At 66.7% G+C, this 19,987-nt stretch carries 20 protein-coding genes; 1 reads left to right on the plus strand and 19 read right to left on the minus strand.

Annotated features, from left to right (window positions below):
* Nucleotides 1-13: 13 nt before the first annotated feature.
* From AB0J62_RS21590 to AB0J62_RS21645, 12 genes are all read right to left on the minus strand, one after another.
* Nucleotides 14-1,489, minus strand: coding sequence for a nucleoside-diphosphate sugar epimerase/dehydratase (locus tag AB0J62_RS21590; RefSeq protein WP_363873689.1), 1,476 nt, complete (start codon nt 1,487-1,489; stop codon nt 14-16).
* On the minus strand, nt 1,486-2,709 hold the full coding sequence (locus tag AB0J62_RS21595) for a DegT/DnrJ/EryC1/StrS aminotransferase family protein (RefSeq protein WP_363873692.1): 1,224 nt from the start codon (nt 2,707-2,709) through the stop codon (nt 1,486-1,488). The genes AB0J62_RS21590 and AB0J62_RS21595 overlap by 4 nt, the downstream gene beginning before the upstream one ends.
* A gap of 90 nt (nt 2,710-2,799) precedes the next feature.
* Nucleotides 2,800-3,507 carry a response regulator transcription factor gene (locus AB0J62_RS21600; protein ID WP_363873695.1) on the minus strand — a complete coding sequence of 236 codons (708 nt, stop codon included), beginning with the start codon at nt 3,505-3,507 and terminating at the stop codon, nt 2,800-2,802.
* Nucleotides 3,504-4,121: a response regulator transcription factor gene (locus tag AB0J62_RS21605; protein WP_363873698.1), complete on the minus strand. Its 618-nt coding sequence runs from the start codon at nt 4,119-4,121 to the stop codon at nt 3,504-3,506. The genes AB0J62_RS21600 and AB0J62_RS21605 overlap by 4 nt, the downstream gene beginning before the upstream one ends.
* Nucleotides 4,118-4,759 carry a HAMP domain-containing sensor histidine kinase gene (locus AB0J62_RS21610; protein ID WP_363873701.1) on the minus strand — a complete coding sequence of 214 codons (642 nt, stop codon included), beginning with the start codon at nt 4,757-4,759 and terminating at the stop codon, nt 4,118-4,120. The genes AB0J62_RS21605 and AB0J62_RS21610 overlap by 4 nt, the downstream gene beginning before the upstream one ends.
* Before the next feature lie 261 nt (nt 4,760-5,020).
* Nucleotides 5,021-6,346: a right-handed parallel beta-helix repeat-containing protein gene (locus AB0J62_RS21615; protein ID WP_363873704.1), complete on the minus strand. Its 1,326-nt coding sequence runs from the start codon at nt 6,344-6,346 to the stop codon at nt 5,021-5,023.
* Nucleotides 6,347-6,622: 276 nt separating this feature from the next.
* The gene (locus AB0J62_RS21620; RefSeq protein WP_363873707.1) at nt 6,623-7,705 is read right to left on the minus strand and encodes a HAMP domain-containing sensor histidine kinase; all 1,083 of its coding nucleotides are present in this window, start codon (nt 7,703-7,705) and stop codon (nt 6,623-6,625) included.
* Nucleotides 7,677-8,342, minus strand: coding sequence for a response regulator transcription factor (locus AB0J62_RS21625; protein ID WP_363873710.1), 666 nt, complete (start codon nt 8,340-8,342; stop codon nt 7,677-7,679). The genes AB0J62_RS21620 and AB0J62_RS21625 overlap by 29 nt, the downstream gene beginning before the upstream one ends.
* Before the next feature lie 312 nt (nt 8,343-8,654).
* Nucleotides 8,655-9,440: a L,D-transpeptidase gene (locus tag AB0J62_RS21630; protein ID WP_363873713.1), complete on the minus strand. Its 786-nt coding sequence runs from the start codon at nt 9,438-9,440 to the stop codon at nt 8,655-8,657.
* 72 nt (nt 9,441-9,512) lie between these two features.
* Entirely contained in the window at nt 9,513-10,100 is a 588-nt protein-coding gene (locus AB0J62_RS21635; RefSeq protein ID WP_363873716.1) for a GNAT family protein, read from the minus strand.
* 63 nt (nt 10,101-10,163) lie between these two features.
* Entirely contained in the window at nt 10,164-10,580 is a 417-nt protein-coding gene (locus AB0J62_RS21640) for a hypothetical protein (protein ID WP_363873719.1), read from the minus strand.
* 10 nt (nt 10,581-10,590) lie between these two features.
* Complete coding sequence (locus tag AB0J62_RS21645) at nt 10,591-11,466, minus strand: SEC-C domain-containing protein (RefSeq protein ID WP_363873722.1); 876 nt, start codon at nt 11,464-11,466, stop codon at nt 10,591-10,593.
* 372 nt (nt 11,467-11,838) lie between these two features.
* Here AB0J62_RS21645 and AB0J62_RS21650 point away from each other — a divergent pair, with 372 nt between their 5' ends.
* Nucleotides 11,839-12,726, plus strand: a complete 888-nt coding sequence (locus AB0J62_RS21650; protein WP_363873725.1) for a LysR family transcriptional regulator — start codon at nt 11,839-11,841, stop codon at nt 12,724-12,726.
* 53 nt (nt 12,727-12,779) lie between these two features.
* Here the strand turns inward: AB0J62_RS21650 and AB0J62_RS21655 are convergent, their stop codons facing one another.
* Genes AB0J62_RS21655 through AB0J62_RS21685 form a run of 7 tightly spaced genes read right to left on the minus strand, consistent with a single transcriptional unit; the run spans nt 12,780 to nt 19,900 of the window.
* Nucleotides 12,780-13,754, minus strand: coding sequence for an aldo/keto reductase (locus AB0J62_RS21655; RefSeq protein WP_363873728.1), 975 nt, complete (start codon nt 13,752-13,754; stop codon nt 12,780-12,782).
* 59 nt (nt 13,755-13,813) lie between these two features.
* The gene (locus tag AB0J62_RS21660) at nt 13,814-14,767 is read right to left on the minus strand and encodes a hypothetical protein (protein ID WP_363873731.1); all 954 of its coding nucleotides are present in this window, start codon (nt 14,765-14,767) and stop codon (nt 13,814-13,816) included.
* Nucleotides 14,764-16,065 carry a glycoside hydrolase gene (locus AB0J62_RS21665; RefSeq protein WP_363873734.1) on the minus strand — a complete coding sequence of 434 codons (1,302 nt, stop codon included), beginning with the start codon at nt 16,063-16,065 and terminating at the stop codon, nt 14,764-14,766. The genes AB0J62_RS21660 and AB0J62_RS21665 overlap by 4 nt, the downstream gene beginning before the upstream one ends.
* A 2-nt stretch (nt 16,066-16,067) precedes the next feature.
* Nucleotides 16,068-16,829: a hypothetical protein gene (locus tag AB0J62_RS21670; protein ID WP_363873737.1), complete on the minus strand. Its 762-nt coding sequence runs from the start codon at nt 16,827-16,829 to the stop codon at nt 16,068-16,070.
* 1 nt (nt 16,830) lies between these two features.
* Nucleotides 16,831-17,643 (minus strand): carbohydrate ABC transporter permease, encoded by an 813-nt coding sequence (locus AB0J62_RS21675; protein ID WP_363873740.1) that lies wholly within the window; start codon nt 17,641-17,643, stop codon nt 16,831-16,833.
* A complete protein-coding gene (locus AB0J62_RS21680) occupies nt 17,640-18,563 on the minus strand; it encodes a sugar ABC transporter permease (protein WP_363873743.1) in 924 nt (307 codons plus the stop codon). The genes AB0J62_RS21675 and AB0J62_RS21680 overlap by 4 nt, the downstream gene beginning before the upstream one ends.
* On the minus strand, nt 18,560-19,900 hold the full coding sequence (locus AB0J62_RS21685) for an extracellular solute-binding protein (RefSeq protein ID WP_363873746.1): 1,341 nt from the start codon (nt 19,898-19,900) through the stop codon (nt 18,560-18,562). The genes AB0J62_RS21680 and AB0J62_RS21685 overlap by 4 nt, the downstream gene beginning before the upstream one ends.
* Between the last annotated feature and the right edge of the window lie 87 nt (nt 19,901-19,987).

A 19,987-nucleotide genomic window follows, 5' to 3' on the forward strand; every position in this document is an offset into this window, starting at 1 on the left:
GAAGAGTTGCTGGTCAGTAGTCATCGGGGTACGGCGCTCCGGCGGAGACCAGCCCTGGCGCCGGGGTGTACTCCGGTACCAGCCGGCGAAGGTGCCGGCACACCTCGTCCGGGCGGTTGTGCCCGGCGGAGTCGTACAGCTCGCGCAGCCCGGCCCGGAAGCCTGCGGCCGCCCGCGGCGGCCGGGTCATCGAGATCCGCGGGTGATCGGTCGGCAACGCCTCCTCGCCCGCACCGAACAGCTCCTCGTGGAGCTTCTCGCCTGGTCGCAGGCCGGTGTACTTGAAGTCCACCTCACGGATGTTCAGCAGGTTGGCGAAGTTGTGGATCAGGTCGACGATGCGGACCGGCTCGCCCATGTCGAGCACGTACGTCGCGGAGCCGTCGGACATCCGGACGGCCTCCAGTACCAGGCCGACGGCTTCCTCGATCGTCATGAAGAACCGGCTGACGTCGGGATGGGTCACCGTGACCGGTGAGCCGCTGGCCAGCTGGTCCCGGACCACGTGCAGCAGCGAGCCGCGGCTGCCCAGCACGTTGCCGAACCGCACCGCGGTCAGCACCGTGGAGGCAGGCTGCTGCGAATCCAGCACCAGCTCGGCCAGGCGTTTCGTCGCCCCGAGCACCGAAGTGGGGTTCGCGGCCTTGTCGGTCGAGATCAGCACGAACCGCTCGACATCGTGGGCGACCGCTGCCTCGACGAGGTTCTGGGTGCCGCGAACGTTGGACTTCACGCCCTCGCAGGGATGGCGTTCCAGGACCGGCAGGTGTTTCAGCGCCGCGGCGTGGAACACGATCTGCGGCCGGTAGTCGCGGAAGAGCTGGAAGATCCGCTCGGTGTCGCGGATGTCGGCGACCACGGTGTTCTCGGTGTCCAGCAGGGCCTCGCCCCACAGTTCGAGCTGGGTGCGATGCAGGTTGGACTCGTCGTGGTCGAGCATGATGAGCTGCTCGGGGCCGAACCCGTATACCTGACGGCACAGTTCGCTGCCGATGGAGCCGCCGGCGCCGGTGACCAGGACCCGCTTGCCGGCGATGGCTTCCCGCGCGTTGCGGCTGACCACATGCATCTCGGGCCGCCCGATCAGCGGACCGACCTGCAGAGCGCGCATGTCGGTGCCGGCGATCTGGCGCTGGAGCGCGGACAGGAACGGCGGGAGATGGAGGACGGTCGCGCCCAGCGCGGCGGCCCGGAGTCCGAGCTCCCTCACCTCGTGCGACGGCATCGACGGTATGGCGACCACGACCACATCGATCCGGTTGTGCTCGAGCACCTCCTCGAGTTCGGCCAGTGTGCCCAGGACGCGACGTCCGCCGTACCTGCGACCCAGTTTGGTCGCGTCGTCGTCCAGGAACCCGACGGGGTCCAGCCCGAACGAGCTGACTCGCCGCAGGTCGCGGGCCAGGGCGATGCCGGCCTCTCCGGCCCCGACCACGATGGTCCGTAACAGGCTCTTCGCCCTGTCATGTAACAGCACAGGCTGGCTCATTCCGTTCCCTTTCCGGTGATGCCCTCGTGAGCGATGTCGGCGAGCGCCGCGCAGACCGCGTCGACCTGGTCGTCGGTCAGCCGGGGGTAGATCGGCAGGGACAGCAATTGGTCGAACAGCGTGTCCGCGCCGAGCAGCCCGATCGACGGGATCAGCGCTGCCTGGCTGAAGTAGGCGAGTCGATGGACCGGGATGAAGTGCACCGAGGTGCCGATCGCGCGCTCGGAGAGCGCGGCAATCGCCTCGTCCCGATCGATCCCGCCGTCGAGCTGCAGCCGGATCGGGTACAGGTGCCATGCGTGCCTGCCGTCCCGGGCGGCCGGGCGGTGGGGTAGTCGAATTCCGGGCAGACCATCGAGCTGGTCGTCGTACCGCGCGGCGATCTGCGCGCGCCGGCGCTGCCAGGCCGGGAGATGCGCGAGCTGGGCGCGACCCATCGCGGCCTGGATGTCGGTCATGTTGGCCTTGATGCCTGCGTCGGCGACGTTGTAGCGCCAGCTCCCGCCAGGCAGATAGCGCCGCCACGCGTCGGCCGTCATGCCGTGCAATCGGGCCCTGCGCAACCATTCCGCGCGGATCGGGTCGTCGGTGGTGACCATGCCGCCTTCGCCGAGAGGCAGGTTCTTCGTGGCGTAGAAGCTGAAGCAGGTCGCGGCGCAACCCGATCCGATCGGAGTGCTGCCGGTGTAGGCCCCGACGGCGTGTGCGGCATCGACGACCACCCGGTCCAGTGGCACCTCTGCGGCCGCTGCCAGCGCGGGTACGTCGGCGACATCGCCAGCCCAGTGCACGACGGTGAGGGCGGTCGGCCGGCCGAACTCACGGAGGGCGGTTCGGACCGTGGCCGGCGTCGGCATCCCGGTCTTCGGATCGACGTCGATGAGAACCGGCTGATGTCCGGCGTGAATGATCGCCTGGACGGCGCCGCAAAAGGTCATCGTCGAGCTCAGGACCAGCGAGCCGGGAGGCAGTTCGAGCGATCGCAGTGCGAGCTCGATCCCGTGCGTGCACGACGAAACCCCGACGCCGTGCTCCGCGCCGACGACCATCGCGAACGCTGCCTCGAAGGTCGCGACCTCGCGACCTGTGGTCACCCAGCCGGACTGCAGGACGCGCAGTGCGGCCGCCTGTGCTTCCTCGGTGATGTGACAGTCCGCGAACGGTACGGCGATATCGTCTGCTCGTGCGGCGCGCGGCACAGCGTTGATTCGGGTCGTCATCCCCGATGCCCCCTCAGAGCCCCTGATTTCCCTTGACGCTACGGCCCGTGATCGCGGCCCGCGCCCGACGAGGGGACGAGAACGCCTACGTCAAGAAGATGATTCGGATCGCTTGGCGATTACGGACCTGTCGGTCTCGTCGATGCCTGCCACACCGTGTAGCCGGGCGAAGGCGACCAGTGCGAGCGCCGAATGCTGCCCGGTGCGGCGCAGGAGACTCTGGATGTGCGTCCGCACGGTGTTCGTCGACACAAAGAGGTGCTCGGCGACCTCGGTCCTGTTCATTCCGGAGACCAGGCAGCGCAGGACCTCCAGTTCCCGTGGAGTCAACTGATCCGCGAAGCCCAGTGCCGCGCGCTGCCGGCGGAGATCGTTCATGAGGTGATCCAGGACTGGTTGCAGCATCGCGGGCGAGAGGTACAGGTAGCCGTCCAGGACCTGCCAGACGGCGCTGACCAGGGCGCTCAGCTGGGTTGTCTTCGTCAGCCAGCCGCGGGCGCCTGCTTCCAGTGCCTGCACGATCAGCCGTGGCTGGGTACTGCCGGACAGCATGATCGTCTCGGGCGCGTCCGGCATGGCTGCCAGGTCGGCCAGGAGGTCGTAGCCGGACTCCTCGGCCAGCCCGAGGTCCAGGAGCACCACATTCGGCCGATCGGCTCCGATCAGCGCGCGAGCAGCATCGAGGGTCGAGGCTGTGCTGACCCGGTCGATTCCTGGCTCGGCCACGAGGAGCCTCGCGAGTGCTTCGGCGAAGACCCGGTGATCATCGACGAGAAGAACAGTGACTCCGTCCTTCACCGGTTTCCGCCCTCGGCGAGTTCATCGACGTCGACCAAGCCGGCGGTGGCAGCAGCGCGAGCGATCTTGCCACGGCCGTGCACACCGAGTTTCCGGAGTATTTGCTGAATATGAGTCCGGACGGTATGTCTGCTCACGCTGAGCTCTGCCGCGATCTGTTCGGTGGAGAGACCGCGCACGACGTGGCGGAGGACCTCGAGCTCCCTGGTCGTCAACGGATCGACAACGTGCCGTGTCCGGCGATCTGCCGCCGGCCGGCCTTCCGCGACCCGGTGGCCGCGGGCAACCTTATCGACTGCCGCCGACACCGTCGCGAGGCCGCAGGTCTTGCTGACGATACCGTTCGCTATGCCGGCGTCGTACGCATCCCAGGCCGTTTCCTCCTGTGCGTCGGCCAACAGGACGATGGCAGTCCTGCGGCAACGGTCGTGCAATGTCTCGGCCGTCCCCGGCCGGGCGTCGACCACGCACAAGTCGGGATCCAGCCGGCCCGCGCCGTCGAGGAGTTCCCGCGGATCGTCGGTGGTGAGGAGGACGTCGTACCCCTGGCCGTCGAAGGCGGCGGCGAGGGCCGATGCGAACAGCCACTGCTGTGCGCAGACTGCCAGTCTCATGCCGACCTCACCGTTCGATACCCGGTCGCGAAGCAGAGCCGGACCGTGGTGCCGGACGCCGGCGCGCTGTTGATCTCGAGCCGGCCGTCGCAGGCACGTGCTGCCGCGGCCACGACGGCCAGACCGTGTCCCGTGCAAGATGTGACGCCACCGAATCCAGGACCGTCGTCGGACACCTCGACGTAGGCGTCGTCCTCCGTCGAGCCGACGCGGATCAGCACATGTCCCGAACTGCCGGCCGCGCGGCAGGCGTTGTCGAGCAGATTGCCGATGGCCCTGCGCAACAAGGTCTTGTCTCCGGCTACGACAATGCGTGCGGCGCGCTCGAAGATGACGGGCGCGCGGTAGGTCACGCGGACCACCTCGGCGCACTCGCCGGCGAGCTGGGTCAGATTGACTCCGCCGATGCGCTGCGCAGTCTCCTCCTCGACGTCCAGCAGCTCGGCGATGGCCGCGAACTGCTGGTGGATCAGACTCAGCCGGTCAAGGCCGGTGTCGTCCTCGATCCGGTCCGCCGTCGGTTCGGACAGCGCCAGACCTGCGGCGACGTACTGCCGCAGATCGTGGCAGAAACGCGAAAGCTGCTCCGATCCGATGCCCGACTCACCATTCGCCCGCGACGCGTCGAGAGCACTCATCGGTGACCCCCCTCAGGTCCCCACCGAGCCCGGCCGCCCACCGCGGCCTCACGTTCGCTAAGCCCTCCGACGACCACGGACGGTCACGCCGCCGCAGTATCCCCGTTCGAGCCCCCCAGGCGCACGCGCCTCGGTACCAAAGGTCCAGTAGAGGCCGCTACCAGGCAAAAGAGGCAGGGCCCCGGCCCATACGTCATGATTCGGTCATTTTCACGTCATCTTCGGTTCAGCGGAGTCGCCTTGATGGATGACCGGCCGTGATCACGGCTGGTACTCGTACGCGCCGAGATCGTCGTACCGCCGTGGACCCTCGGCGAACGCGTTGCTGCTCGCCGGATCGTCGACGCGGCTCTGTCCTTCGATGTCGGCCGCCTCCTCTCCGGAGACGCCCGAGTTGCCTCGGTCGATCGCCGGGGAACCGGTCGCCGGCCGCAGGTTCCAGGAGCCTGCCGCGACGAAGCGGGGATCGGCCTGCACGCCGTGGGATTCCTGATGGGTGGCTGCCTGCATCGCGGCGAGCGAGGTGTACGTCGTCCCGAAGGCGTACAGCTTGCCGGTCCGGGTCAGCCAGACGAGGTTGTGATCGACCGTCGTCGACGACGGAGCCGAGTCCCAGATCCCGATATTGCCGGCCCGCCGCGAGCAGGAGATGCCGTTGTAGGCGGGATAGACCGCGTTGTCGACGGCAACGTTGTTCATCACCAGGTAGTCGCCGGAGGTGCCCTCGACATTGATGCCGGTTGTGCAGTTGCGATAGACCGTGTTCCCGACGAGCCGGCCGCCGGTGACATTGAGGTCGTCGATGCCGTGATCGCCGTTGTCGTAGGTGACGTTCAGCGCCGCCAGGTTGTTGTTCCCGCCCGTATAGAACTGGATACCCGAGTCCTCGTTGTCGTGCGTGACGTTGCGAAGCACGGTGTTGCCGGGGCTGATCACGTTGATTCCGTTGGCATTACGGCGGAATCCCTCGGCGTTGAAGCTGGCCGAGTTCCCGGTGACCAGAATGGCGGTGGAGCCGGAGCTGACCAGGATGCCGGTGCCGTTGTTGTGGTGCACATCGTTGCCGCTGACAACCGATGTGCTGGACCCGCGGACGCTGATCCCGTACGCCGTCTCGCCCGAGGCCTGCCGACCCGCGCCGCTGACGGTGTTGCCGCTGACGGTGATGTCGTGGCTGCCGGACACGTAGACCCCGTCGTAACGGGTGCCCGTGAAGGTGAGTCCGGACAGTGTGATGTAGGAGCGGGACGAGATGTTCGCGCCGTAGCCGGCCGGCATGAGAATCGCGTTCCGGCCGGGCCAGGCCGTGATCGTGATCGGCGCGGCCGCCGTACCCGAGACCGCGGGCTTGATCGTCTCGCTGTACGTTCCGTCGCCGATATAGAGCGTGTAGCCGGCCGCGAGTTTGCTTACGCCTTTGACGATGGTGCAGTACGGGGTGGTGGCCGTCCCAGGCCCTGAGTCGGAGCAGCTGTCGACGGTCCTGTCGACGTACAGAGTCGTCGTCGCGGCTCGTGCGGCGAGCGGACAGGCCAGTGCGGCAGCAGAGAGCACCACGATGCCCACCGCTGTCCCCAGGTGCTTCATGCCTTCAGCATGGTTGGACGGTGTCCGGACCGCATCGCGCATTCGACGTAAGCCTGCGCGCTCTGCGGACGAGAACGGGCTGCGTACGTCGGGGCCGCCCGATCTCTGGGGAGCGGTCACGACGAGGGGGGTGTCGTTGGCCGCAGTCGGCGCGGCGCCCGGTGCGATGGGGGGCGCATCCGAGCCAGTCGTCGACGTACGCAGCATGTTCCCCCCAGCAGAGTGGCGTGCGGTTCTCGGCGGGGCAAGGAAGATGACGTCGATGTCATCGAGTGGTCAGGTGGCGGGCAGCTCCAGCGTGAATACGGCGCCGCCCGGGGGATCGTTGCGGACGGAGAGCGTGCCGCCGTGAGCCATCGCGGCGGACCTCGCCATCGAGAGTCCGAGGCCGGTTCCCATCGCGCCGTACGGCGGCTTCCGGTGCCAGAACCGATCGAAGACATGGGGCAGGTCGTCCGGTTCGATGCCTGGACCCGAGTCGCCGACCTCGACGATGCAGCGATCACCGATCCGGACACACCCCAGCCTGATCACACCTCCGATCGGCGTGAAGTTCACGGCATTCTCGATCAGGGCGTCGAGCGTTATCTCGATCCACTCCGGATCTGCCCTCATCACGCCGGTGGGGAAGGTACGGATGCGCCAGATCCGATCCGTATTCGCGGACCAGTTGGCTGCCATCTCGTGGACGAGTGCACCCAGATCCGTAGGCTGTTTCGACAGCGCGCCTCCGGAGTCGAGACGGGCCACGGCCAGCAGCCGGTTCGAAAGCGCCGACATCCGCTCGAGCTGCAGCATCGCCACGGAGAGATCCGACCGAACTTCGTCCTCCAGGACAGCGGTCTCGACGAGCTCGAGGTGTCCACGAGCGATGGTCACCGGAGTCCGGATCGCGTGGGAGGCGTCCCGGAAGAACTCACGCTCGCGATCGATCGCGTCGAGTTGGCGTCCGGCCATCGCTTTCAGCTGCTCGACGGCGGCCATCCGCCGGTGGCCGTGCCAGACCATCACCAGCAACACCAGCGGCATCAGCGGGATCTCAGCCAGCTCGGGACTCGCGAGCCGTCCCTCCGACGCATGGGTAACCATCAACCAGCCGGCCAGCACAGTGATCACGAGAGTCGCGCAGATCGTCGGGATCACCGGCCACATCCGGTATCCGTAGGCGATCGCGACGGCCAGGAACATGATGTGGAACGGACCGGCCTCATGGCCGGGCAACGCGATCATCAGCCCCATCATCGCGACCACCAACACCGCGGTCGCGATGTCGAGCGCGACCTCCAGCTGCCGCCGGCAGCCGAGTACGGCCGCGCCGGTCGGCAACACCTCAGGCGCTTTGGAGCTGATAACCGACATTTCGCACCGTCACGATGAGATCCGGCCGGAGCTTCGACCGTAGCCTGCCGACACAGACGTCGACCACGTTCGTCGAGGGATCGAAGTCGTAGCCCCAGACCTCCGACAACAGTTCCTGCCGGGAACAGACGACGTCCGGGTTGCGCATGAGATGCCGCATCAGCAGGAACTCCCGTTTCGCCAGGACCGTGGGCTGCCCGTCGACGAGCAGCTGACGGGCCTCCAGGTCGAGCACCATGTCGCCGACGCGCAACTTGTTCTTCCGCCGGTTCGTGGCATCCTCACCCAGCCTGCCGCGGACCCGGGCGATCAATTCACGGATAGCGAACGGCTTCGCCAGGAAATCGACGGCGCCTTGCTCCAGGCAGCTGATCCGGAGCTGGACGTCCGCCGTCGCCGACAGGACCAGAATTCGATAGCCGGAGTCCTGGGCGAGCAGCGCCGACAGTACGGCCTCGCCATGCATCCCCGGCATCACCAGATCGAGCACGATCAGCGCCGGCCGCTGTTCCAGCGCGAGCCGAAGTCCGCCCAGACCGTCGGTCGAGCTGAGAACCTGATATCCCTCTGCCTCGAGTGCCCGCCGCACGAACCGGATCAGGTCCGGCTCGTCGTCGATCACCAGAATCTTGGTCATCTTCGCCCCCTCCGCGGATGACCGTGCGTAGGAACAACCGCCATTCTGGAACGATCGACTCCCACGCGGAAGCCCTCGTAACCGTTTCGTTCCGCCCAGACGCCACCTTTTGGATACAGGTGTTAATCGACCGTCCACCGAAGCTTTCGCCGCGCCACCTGCTTCCGCGTACCCGGGGTAGCACACCGCGAGCTGTCGAATTCGCCGCGTGGCCCACTCACCATGCGGGTGGCGGCTACACCGTCGGTCACGCATGCGGATCGGGGAGCGGTCGTACGCGCGGCTGCGGATCTCGGCCTGCCCAGGGACGCGCTAGTACTCGCCGTAGACCTGGACCTTGGTGCCGATGGGGGTGTCGGCGTAGATCTGGTGGATTTCGGGGCGCATGACCCGGACGCAGCGGTGGCTGGCGGGGTAGGGCTTGATCAGGGAGTTGATTCGGGAGCCGTGCAGGGCGATGCCGGGGCGGTCCTTGAGGAAGTAGATCGAGTCGTACATGTACGCGTCGTCGTACAGGCTGCTCTCGTGCGCGCCGGCCCACTTGCGCCAGACCTTGCCGGTGCGGTTCGGGGTGTCGTAGCCGGGCTGGCCGGTGGAGATCCAGACGATCCGTTTGTAGGTCTTCCCAACGATCTGGTACAGGATCTGGCAGGTCTTGTTGACGTAGATGCCGGGGGAGCGGGTCGGCGTGGGGCGCTTGGTTGCGTTGAGCACCGAGTACGCGTCGTTCAGTGTCAGGCCGGCGCGGCTCACCGGAAGCCCGTTCGTCTCGCGCCATGCGCACAGCGCCTGCTTGGCGCGTGCGGTGATGTCACCGTCGATGTCGCCGACCGGGTATCCGAGTTTGTCGAGCTGCCGTTCCACGCGGAGCGCGTAGTACGCCGGCTTCTGCTTCACCCGCGGCTTCGGAGTCACCGTTGGTTTGACCGTCGGCTTCACGGTCGGCGTGGTGCTCGTGCTCGGCGTCGTACTTGGTGAGGATGCCGTGGACGAAGGCGTGTTCGAGGGGCTCGTCTCGCTCGCGGCCACGTCGGAACATCCGGCGAGCACGAACGACAGTACGACGGCACCGGCGACCAGACCACGACGACGCGACACGTGCGACCCCTCTCTCAGCACTTTTCAATGTCGCAGAACCACGCCGGGTAAGCGTGCAGCGACCCGCCGAGACTAATGCGCTGAAGGTTCGTCGGTCGTGTCAGTGGCGAGTCCCGTCACCGAACCGTTGCCGAGGTCCGGCGCGGGGTCGTCCCGCAGCCGGCTGTAGAGATACCCGTCCCGCAGCCGACCGGCCCGGAACTCGCACCCGCGGATGATCCCTTCGAGCTGGAAACCCGCCTTCTCCAAGGACTTCTGCTCGGCCAGGTTCTCCGGATGGGTCGCGGCCTGGATCCGCTGCACCGGCGTGTGCTCGAACAGGTACGCCGTCAGCATCGCCTGCGCCCGCCACCCGATCCCACGTCCGCGGTACTCGGGCAGCAGCGCGATCCCGATCTCCCAGTACTTCGTCCTGCCGTCGAACGAGCCGGACCGCCAACTCACCAACCCGGCCGTCTCCTCTGCACCTGTAGCCGCGCCGGTCCGGACCATCAGCCGTCCGTCCTCCTCGCCGAGGAACCCGTCCTCGGCAAACCGCCGCACCGGCGCCTGCGCATCCCGAAACCCGTTCCAGTCCAGCCCGATCAACCCAGGCTCGACCAGAAACCGCTGGAACAACGCCACATCGTCTTCCCTCACGGGCCCCAGCAAGACATCCATGCGTGCCAGCCTAGGCCGATCGAGTCCGACTCCGCGGTTCGCTGGTCGGGCTGCGCGCTCGGGTTACAGACCGAGATCGCGGAGGAACTCCGGCTTGTACGCCTGGACCACGACGTACCGCGGGTCCGGGACCTCCATGCCGGCGTTCTTCGCCTCGTCGCTGGCGGCGTCGTGCGGGCCGACCGGAACGCTCGGGTCGGTCCAGTCCTGCTCGGCCGGATTCCATCGCGTGACCGTGTACGTGGCGTCGAGGCGGTCGTCGGCGACCAGCTCCTTGGCGGTTCGCTCCGCCTCCTGGGCGTCCTCGAGTGTGTGCGTGTACATCAGCATCCGGTTCCCGTCCCGGGTCACCGTCACCTGACTCCCGAGCCGCTTCCGTGCGTCGTCGTCCAGATCCAACGCCCGCAACCGGTCCCAGAACGTCAACCCGTGCCCCTCGTCGCTGAGCACAACCTCGACCCGAAACTCCTCATCCGCCATGCCTCACACCCTACCCACTAGGATCCGCACGAGAGGGCAGAGGCTGTGCGGCAGGCAGTGGCCCACCGCAGCACTTCTTGTACTTGACGCCCGATCCACACCAGCATGGCTGATTGCGCGGCGGCGGCCAGGCGACACGTCGCCCGTCGGGTAGTTCTTCGTGACGGTTGCTGATATTTCGCAGGCAGTCCTGCAGATTGCCGTACGTCCAGGTCACGATCGTGACCCGCTGCATGCGGTTGCGCAGCTCCCGCTCGACCATGTGACAGTAGCGGTCAGCGTTTCCGCCGATGAGCTGCTTGCGCCACCGCACGTCGTCGTCGAACTCGCTCCGATCCCACACCTCGATTCGGCCGTTGCTCACCGTTGGCAGGCGGAGGAGATCGTGCAGCTCGGCCTCCCGATCCAATTCCTCGTCCTCGCCCTGCTCCCCGAGCAGATCGATGCCATCCAGCGGCAGTCCCAGCCTCCACTTCACGCGTCGTCTGCCGGTCACCAGCTCTCGAACCCGGTAGGTGTTGGTGACGTCCTCGGCGGTCATGTTGTCGGCCGCGATCTCGTACCAGAGCAGGGCATCGTCCAGCTCACCACGTCGCTCCAGCATCTCGGCCGCGCTGCGCCACGCGGAGGCGTAGATCCGCCCGTTGGTCATAACGGCCTCAAGGTGGCTCCGGGCTTCGCTCTCCCGGTTCACCAGAAACAGGTAGTCGGCATAGTCCACCCTGGCGCTGTCGCCGGCTGCACCTCCTTCGCTGATCAACTGCTGCCAAATCGCCACGGCACAGTCCGGTCTTCCCTGGGCCGCGTGCTCGTTGGCGATGATGAGCAAGGCGAAGGTCCGGCCGAGTTCGGTATCTGTCCAGTGGTTGCGGAGTTCGTCCGCCAAGGGATCTTCCATGCCAAGAAGGTATTCGGATCCGCTCGCTCGGAGACCGGCTGATTTGGTGCTGTGGATACCTCCCGCACCCACTGCGGGCGGACCTGCCGCACTCATCAACGTCCGCCACAGCGGGCTGTTCACCGTGCCATCGAGCGCGTCTGCGGGCTCCGGACACGGTTGGTGAGTGGTTGGGGTTCGCCTGCCGCCGGAGGCGAACCGCCAGGCCATCGCAATTGCGGCAGACGAGCTCGGCTGCGTCTGGGGTGCGCTTCAGCAGGCCTTTGTGATGGCCTGGCGATCCGCTCCGATGGGTGGCGCGGCAATCCAACATGCGGCGCCGCAGAATCGGGGTGATTCGATCGACTACAGTTCTTAGTCATGGAGCTGAGGCACTTGGAACACTTCGTGGCGGTGGCTGAGCAGAAACACTTCACGCGGGCCGCCGAGGCGATGTCGATCTCGCAGTCCGGGCTGTCGGCCTCGATCCGCGCGCTCGAGCGCGAGCTCCGGGCGTCGCTGTTCGTCCGGAACACCCGCAGCGTGGAGCTCACCGAGGCGGGGCGGGCGCTGCTGTGCGAGGGCCGCCGTACCCTCGCCGCCGCCGAAGCCGCCAAGGATGCGGTCGCCGCGGTCCAGGGGTTGCTGCGCGGGCACCTGACCGTCGGGCTGGAGCAGTGCCTCGGGGTGGTCGACGTACCGGCGCTGCTCGCCAAGTTCCGCTCGGCGTACCCGTCCGTCGAGATCGAGGTCCGCCAGGCCGGCTCCACGCCGATGCTCGACGAACTCGCCTCCGGCCGGCTCGACGTCGCATTCGTCGCCACCGCCGGCGACCCGGTCGACGGGCTCGACCTCCGGCCGCTGTCCCGCGAGTCGATGGTGCTCGTCTGCGCGCCGGACCACCGCCTCGCGAACGCGTCCCGCGTCACGCTCGACGACCTGATCGGCGAGTCGTTCGTCGATTTCGACCCGACCTGGGGCGCCCGCGCGATCTCCGACAGCGCGTTCACGGCGGCCGGGGTCGCTCATCCGGTGACGATCGAGGTCAACGACGTACACACGCTCCTGGCCCTCGTCGCCCACGACCTCGGCGTGGCCCTCGTCCCCGAACGCATCGCCGCCAAACGCGGCGACCACGTCACCGTCCCCCTGGCCCCCGGGACTGCCTCCGACTGGCAGGTCTCGGTAGCCGTCCCCACCGGCCCCGCCGCCTCCCTGGCCGCCGACGCCCTGATCGGCATGCTCCCGACAACCGCGGTCCACGCATAGAACAGCCGGCCACCTGGTGAAGGCGGCCGGCTGTTCTATACGGCTGATGCGTCTTACCAGGCGTAGTCCTCGGGGGAGGTCTTGTAGCCGGGGAAGATTTCGTCGAGGCGGGCCAGGGCCTTCTCGTCGAGCTTGATGTCTACCGCGCGCACGGCCGAGTTGAGCTGCTCCATCGTGCGCGGGCCGACGATCGGGCCGGTGACGGCCGGCTGGTGCAGGAGCCAGGCGAGGGCGAGCTCACCCGGCTCGTGGCCGAGCTCGTCCGCGAAAGCCTCGTACTGCTCGATCTGCGGGCGCAGACGCTCCAGCGTCTCCTTGGACCGGCCCTCGAGACGGCGTACGCCCTCGTTCTCCTTGCGTACGACGCCGCCGAGCAGACCGCCCTGGAGCGGCGACCACGGGATCACGCCGAGGCCGTAGTACTCCGCGGCCGGCAGGACCTCGCGCTCCACGTCGCGGACGAGGAGGTTGTAGATCGACTGCTCGCTGACCAAGCCGATGTAGTTGCGTCGGGAGGCCGCCTCCTGCGCCTGCGCGATGTGCCAGCCGGCGAAGTTGCTCGACCCGGCGTACAGGATCTTGCCCTGCTGAATCGCGACCTCGATCGCCTGCCAGATCTCGTCCCACGGCGTCGCGCGGTCGACGTGGTGGAACTGGTACAGGTCGATGTAGTCCGTCTGCAGCCGCTTCAGCGACGCGTCGAGCGCGCGCCGGATGTTGAGCGCGGACAGCTTGCCCTCGTTAGGCCAGCCGTCGCCCATGTCGCCGTACACCTTCGTCGCCAGCACGGTCTTGTACCGGTTCGACGGGTCCTTGGCGAACCACTCGCCGATGATCTCCTCGGTCCGCCCCGGGTAGATGGCCCGCCCGTACCCGTTCGCGGTGTCGAAGAAGTTGATGCCCTTGTCATGCGCCGCGTCCATGATCGCGTGCGCGTCCCCCACCTCGGTGTGAGGACCGAAATTCATCGTCCCCAGCACGATCCGACTAACCGACAACCCAGTACGCCCAAGATGAGTGAAGTCCATACCCACCACCCTTGCTCGCCTGGCTCAACTCTTCCAACAAAAGAATCAGGACAGTGTGATCAGCTGAGCTTCTGAGTCAGCCTGGCGCGAACGATTTCCGTCGGCGTCGCGCCACCCTCGGCGATTGCATCGAGCAGCGCTCCGACGAGGGCCGGCGCCTGGGCGTGCCGAAGCTCGATCTCTCGGGGATCGCAGGTACGGCGCAGCGCGGCGAACATCGGCGAATCCGGTTCCGGTATCAAGCCGCCTCCGGCTACTGCGGTCACTGGTCTGACCAGTCCACAGGTCCGCGCGAGACTGCCGATGTACTGCGTCAGCCGCTCAGCCTGCCTGTCGACCAGCCCGGCCACAACCGGGTCGTCGTCGATGAGCGCCAGGACCGCCGGAGCATGCGCCGCCTGCGCCGCGAAGTCGAACGTGTTGCCGCGAGCAGTCGTGACCTCGAGCATCTCCTCCGGCGTCGACGCTCCGAGCAGCGGCGGCAGTACGGCGGCAAGCTTCGTCGCCTCGCCCATCCCGAGCTCAGCCAGGTACACCGCGCGCATCGCCTCGTTCACGAGGCCCGCGCCGCCGAGCGGATGCTGCAGCCACCACGACAGCGCCCATTCCTTCTCCGGACCGCGGCCCGCGAGCGCCGCGCCGGTGCCGAGTACGACGGAAATGCCCTGGCCGTCCAACCGTCCGCACCGAATCAGCGCGAATCCGTCGTTCTTGATGCTGAGACTGCCGAAGCGCGGCTCCAGCGTCGCGCTCCAGAACTGCTCGTCGACTGGCCAGTCCACTCCCGCCAACCGGAACGCCGCGTGCTTGACGCCGGACTCGCGCAGGTCCGCCGACGTCAGCACCTCGTCGACGAGGCTGAGCACGACCGATCTCGCTGCCTCAGGTCCGGCCGGCGCGTAGATGTCGCCGACGCCACCGCGTGCAAGGGCGATCAGGTCACCATCGGCACTGGTCAGACCAGCCCAGGTCTTGGTGTTCCCGGCGTCGACAGCGAGGAAGACGTCCTTCACCGCAGAAGTCTCTCCGGCAGGTACGCCGAGTGTGCCGCGGCCATCTCGTCGTACAGCGGCTCGGCGATCGCCAGGTCAGGCACCAGCGGATTCGCGATGAGCGCACGGATCGCGTCGGCCCGGTTGCCCTCCCAGGCAGCCTTCGCCGCGAGCATCTGGTAGTCGGCGAGCTGACGCGTGATGCCTCGGACAGCAAGCGGCAGCGGCTGCTGCGGCTCGATGTGGCAACCCTTGCGGTTCACGGTGCAGTACACCTCGACGACGGTTTCAGCGTCGAAACCGGGCAACGCGCCGCCGGCGTTCGGCAGATTGACGGGCAGGCGTGCGCCGGTGTCGTTGTAATAGGCACTCATCACGTCGATGGCCAACTCCAGCTCGTGGATGCCGCCGCGCGATCGGGCCGGATCGAGCTCCGGGTGGCTGGACTCGGCCTGCTCGCGGTAGTGCTCCCAGTACCCAGGCACCTCGTTCATGATCACTTCCGAACGGGTCCGCGGCGCGGCCTGCTGCGCCTGGAACACCTCGTTCCGGAAGTAGTAGTAGTTGAAGTAGTCCGACGGGATCGACTGCATGACGACGGCCAGATGCAGCGCGCGCTTGGAATTGTCGTCGAGCGTCGGGTCGTCCTTGCGCTCCTCCCACGCCGCCTCGAGCAGGGGCATGACGTCCTTGCCGTCGTACAGATGTTCGTAGCTCCAGCAGTTGTGGTTCACGCCGGCCATCGTGACCTTGGCCCGTTCGGGGTCGAGCCCGGCCGCCCGCAGTACGACGGGCGGGAACACGAGCGGTCCCTCGCACATCGAGTAGATCGGGACCGGTGTGTAGCTCGCGACCGCCTGCGAGACGATGTTGACCGGGTTGGTGTAGTTGAAGATCACCGCGTCCGGAGCGACCGCTTGCAGGTCGTCGGTGATGCCGCGCATGTCGTTGATCGAGCGCAGCGCCATGAAGAACCCGCCCGGCCCCTGCGTCTCCTGCCCGATCACACCGTGCTTGATCGGAATGCGCTCGTCGAGCGCGCGTGCGTCGAAGTTGCCGGGTCGGAAGCTCGTCAGTACGGCGTCGACGTCGGTCAGACCAGTGCGCTGGTCCGTCGTCGCGGTGACCGTGATGCCGTCGCCGCTCTGTGCCGCGAGCTTCTCCGCGATCCGGCGGACGATCTCCAGCCGCTCGGGATCCTTGTCGATCAGCACCACTTCCGAGCCCGCGAACTCCGGCCCGTGCCACAAGAACGACGCCATGGTGCCGGCCGCGCGGGAGGATCCGCCGCCGATGTAGGCCAGCTTGATTCGAGCCATGTCTAGGAGACTCCTTCTCGTTCTGACTTTTGTGCGGCTTCTTCGTCCGCGTAGATGAGGGGGTGGCGGCAGTCGTGCACGATGGTTGCCGGCCACAACGGGTCGTAACTGTCGGCCCGAGTGATGCGGTCGAAGGCGTACGCCTTGTTCTCCCCCCAGAGCAGCATCACCGCGGAGTGCGAGAGCTCGACGAGTTCCGCAGTACCGATAGTGACGCCGTACGCCGGAACGTCCGCGGGGGACTGCAGATGGGGGAAGGTCGACAGGTTGTCGCGGCGGGTCGACTCGGGCAGCTCGACGACTCGCGTGGGCGCGTGCCGCGGCGTACCGGGGCCGTTGAGCGCGACATGACCGTCACCTTGGCCGCTGGCCAGCAGGAACAGGTCGATGCCGCCGCGGTCGAGGATCTCCTGTTTGAACGCTTCGGGCTCGTTGGGGTCCGGGGTGAGAAGACTGGTCGGACCAAGTCCGAGCGGGTCCAGCAGGTTCCGTCGCGCCCAGCCGATACAGCTGTGCGGCGTGCTCGGATCAAGTAGCTCCCAGCGGCTGCCTTGCTGGGTGACGTATTCGTCCATCATCACGATCTGAAGGCCGTCCAGCCGGGCGCCGGATTGCCTCAGTGCAGCTGCCACTGGAGTGGCGCTTCGTCCGGCGGGAAAGCCGATGATGGCGCTGCCTGTTGTCAGTCGGTCCAGAATCCGTTGCGCCACTGCCTCGCCGAGTCGGGAGGCGCTGGGTAGCACGGTGATTGGCGTCGTCGTCACGTCACTCCTTGACCGCGCCGGCCATGACGCCGCTGATGAATTCGCGCTGGAAGAACAGATAGAGGGCCACGACCGGCAGCGACACGATCAGCGAGCCGGCCGCCATCAGATTGACCTGCAGCACATGCCGACCTTGGAAGGCGCCCAGGGCAACGGTCGCGGTCTGCTTGTCCGGATCTCCCAAGAAAATAAGGGAAAGGAAGAAGTCGTTCCACGTCCACATGAACGAAAGCAGAACCAGCGTGAGTACGGCGGGACGTGCCATCGGGACGAGAATGCGCCACAACGTGCTCCATACTCCCGCACCGTCGACCGCGGCGGAATCCATCACCGAGCGGGGGAGTGCTCTGAACGTCGCCCGCATCCAGTATGTCCCGAACGGCACGCCCATTCCGAGCTGAATGATGACGAGTCCGAGCCACGAGTTGGTCAGCCCGATGCGCTGGAACTCGTAGTACAGCGGGATCACGATCACTTCGGTCGACACCATCATTCCGAGCAGGATGACCGGGAAGAGGAAGCGTTCACCGACCACGCCGAGGATCCCGAACGCGTACCCGGAGAGAATCGCGAGCACGGTTTGCCCGGCGACCGCCGACACCGTGATCACCAGGGACGCGTACATCGAGTGGGCCAGGTTCCCGTCGTGCCAGGCTGCCGTGAAGTTGCTCCAGGCAATGTTGGAGAAATCCAGCGCTCCCGATGTGTTGGGGCTGAGCGAGGTCAGGACGAACCACGCGACCGGGAACAGCACTCCGATCGTCAGCGCGATCACGATGACGTAATTCGAGACTCGTTCGAACCTGGAGATCATCGGTCTTTGTTCTCCATGACCCGCGTGATACCGACCGCGATACCGAGGCACAGGACGGCCAGTACGACGCCGGTCGCGGATGCTCTGCCGACATCAGGATTGACGAAGGCCAACTGATAGAGCAGAAGCGCCGGTGTTGTCGTGGCCGTTCCGGGACCGCCCTGCGTGGTGATGTAGACCATGTCGAACGTCCGTAGTGCGCCGGTGATGGTCAGTGTCAGCGCGATCGCCATCTGCCCGCGCAGGCTGGGCAGCGTGATCAGCCAGAACTCCTGCCATCGCGTCGAACCGTCCAGTCGCGCGGCCTCGTACAGCTCGTCGGGAATCGCGAGAATGCCGGCGAGGAACAGCACCATGGTGAACCCGAATCCGCCCCAGACGCCGATCATGCCGAGCGACGGCAGCGCCCAGGTGAAATCGCCGAGCCAGTTACGCGTGAGGTGGCCGAGCCCGACGCCGCGCAACAGGCTGTTCAACGGACCGTCTGGCGCGTAGATGCGTTTCCAGATGATGGCGACGACGACGCTCGTCAACACCTGCGGGAGAAAGAGGAACCAGCGATAGATGCCTTCACCGCGGATCTTCGCTCGGCTGAGGAGAGCAGCGCTGATCAGTCCGAGGCCGAGCGGGATCAGCCCGAACATCAGAATCAGCACGAGCACGTGGCCGAAGGCGGCGTACATCCGCGGATCGCGGCCGAATTCCAGGTAGTTGCGGAGCCCGACCCACGTCGGCTCGCTGACGCCGTCCCACTTGTAGAACGAGTAGTTGACCGTTTGGAGGAGCGGGACGAGCACGATCACGGCGTACAGCAGGAGTGCGGGGGAGAGGAAGAGCAGGCCGATCCAGCGGCGTTTGCGGGCTTGCCTCGAGACGGGCCGGGTTCTGGCTTTGGTGCGACCGATCGCTAGAACACTCATCGTCCGGCCTGGAACTTGTCGTAGTCGGCCTGCACCGCCTTGACCAGGGCGTCCGGGGCGCTCCGGCCGGCGAGCAGCAATTGCACCTGGCCGCCGAGCGTGTCGAGCATCGTCGGCGTCGACCAGTCGAAGTACGGGACGTATCCGTTGTCCTTGTCGAGCGACCGCTGACCCGCGATCTCGGTAGCGAATTCCGGGTTGTCCGGCGGCGCCTTGACGTCGTTGAGCAAGGGCAGGAGTCCGGCCTCGACGACGTACTGCGCGGTTTGCGGGCCGGCGAGGAAATCGAGGAAGGCGGCGGCGACATCCGGGTGTGCGCATTTCGATCCGAGCGCGACGGCCGTCGAGGCGCCCGTACCGACCACCTTCCCTCCGGTGGCCTGCGGGAGTTGGACGTAGCCGTACTCCTGCTTCTGATTTCCCTTGAAAGCAAGGGTTCCGGTGTATTCGAAGCGGAACGCGGATTTGCCTTTGAGGAAGGCGTCGATTGCGTCGGCGTACTGGATGCCGGCATGGTTCGGCGTCAGCCAACCCTTGTCCTGGTACGACTTGAGTCGCTCGGCCGCCTCGGACATCCCGATGTCGGCGGCCTTCACTTCGCCGGTCGAGTAGACGAAGTCGTTGATCTTCTTCTGATCGCCGAAAAGGTCTTGCAGGGCAAGGAGAATCGCCGTCGACGAACCCTTGTCCTGTGACCCGTAGCCGATCGGGATGAGGCCCGCGGCCTTGGCCTTCGTGCACGCGTCCTCGAACGAGGCGAGATCGGTCGGCGGGGCGACGCCTGCTTTGTCGAGAACCGTCTTGTTGTAGTAGAGGCCGATCAGCGACGAGCTGGCGACCGGTGTCGCGAACAACGATCCGCTGCCCATTTCGGTGCCGTCCGGCGTGAACTGCGTCTGCCGCAGGATCGTGCTCGGGAACTTGTCCCAGCCGAACGACTTCGAGTATCCGTCCAGGTTGAGCACCAGGCCCGCCTTCGACAGCGTGCCGAGAGACTGCCAGCCGTTGTTGACCGTGATGATGTCGGGCGGGTTCTTCTCCTTCAGCCGCAGATTGGCCGTCTGCGTGAGCTGGCCCCAGTCGACCGACGTACGTTTGATCGTGACGTTCGGGTACTTCGCCTGGAACCCCTTCACCGCGCTGGCTACCCAGCTGGCGGCGTCACCGCCCCAGAAGTCGAGCATGGTCAGCGTCACCGTGCCGGCTTTGGCGACGTCGATCGACTTGGCGGGTGTGGTCGGTGCGCTGCTCGCTTTGGTGCCCTGCGGCGCGCAACCGGCCAGCGTGAACAGTCCGAGCGCGGCCCCCGACTTCAACACGTTCCGCCTGCTGACCATCGTGACTCCTTCGTCCGTGACTTCCCGCCACCCTACGACGCCGAAACCAGTTATGCCAGTGTGAACCAGTTTGGGATTGCGCCTGGC

It is taken from the genome of Kribbella sp. NPDC049584, assembly GCF_040675555.1.
GTDB lineage: Bacteria > Actinomycetota > Actinomycetes > Propionibacteriales > Kribbellaceae > Kribbella.

Coding starts and splice junctions, on each gene's coding strand:
- AB0J62_RS21590 (WP_363873689.1), bottom strand. CDS start 1,489: ATGAGCCAGCCTGTGCTGTTACATGACAGGGCGAAGAGCCTGTTACGG.
- AB0J62_RS21595 (WP_363873692.1), bottom strand. CDS start 2,709: ATGACGACCCGAATCAACGCTGTGCCGCGCGCCGCACGAGCAGACGAT.
- AB0J62_RS21605 (WP_363873698.1), bottom strand. CDS start 4,121: ATGAGACTGGCAGTCTGCGCACAGCAGTGGCTGTTCGCATCGGCCCTC.
- AB0J62_RS21610 (WP_363873701.1), bottom strand. CDS start 4,759: ATGAGTGCTCTCGACGCGTCGCGGGCGAATGGTGAGTCGGGCATCGGA.
- AB0J62_RS21615 (WP_363873704.1), bottom strand. CDS start 6,346: ATGAAGCACCTGGGGACAGCGGTGGGCATCGTGGTGCTCTCTGCTGCC.
- AB0J62_RS21620 (WP_363873707.1), bottom strand. CDS start 7,705: ATGTCGGTTATCAGCTCCAAAGCGCCTGAGGTGTTGCCGACCGGCGCG.
- AB0J62_RS21625 (WP_363873710.1), bottom strand. CDS start 8,342: ATGACCAAGATTCTGGTGATCGACGACGAGCCGGACCTGATCCGGTTC.
- AB0J62_RS21635 (WP_363873716.1), bottom strand. CDS start 10,100: ATGGATGTCTTGCTGGGGCCCGTGAGGGAAGACGATGTGGCGTTGTTC.
- AB0J62_RS21640 (WP_363873719.1), bottom strand. CDS start 10,580: ATGGCGGATGAGGAGTTTCGGGTCGAGGTTGTGCTCAGCGACGAGGGG.
- AB0J62_RS21650 (WP_363873725.1), top strand. CDS start 11,839: ATGGAGCTGAGGCACTTGGAACACTTCGTGGCGGTGGCTGAGCAGAAA.
- AB0J62_RS21655 (WP_363873728.1), bottom strand. CDS start 13,754: ATGGACTTCACTCATCTTGGGCGTACTGGGTTGTCGGTTAGTCGGATC.
- AB0J62_RS21665 (WP_363873734.1), bottom strand. CDS start 16,065: ATGGCTCGAATCAAGCTGGCCTACATCGGCGGCGGATCCTCCCGCGCG.
- AB0J62_RS21675 (WP_363873740.1), bottom strand. CDS start 17,643: ATGATCTCCAGGTTCGAACGAGTCTCGAATTACGTCATCGTGATCGCG.
- AB0J62_RS21680 (WP_363873743.1), bottom strand. CDS start 18,563: ATGAGTGTTCTAGCGATCGGTCGCACCAAAGCCAGAACCCGGCCCGTC.
- AB0J62_RS21685 (WP_363873746.1), bottom strand. CDS start 19,900: ATGGTCAGCAGGCGGAACGTGTTGAAGTCGGGGGCCGCGCTCGGACTG.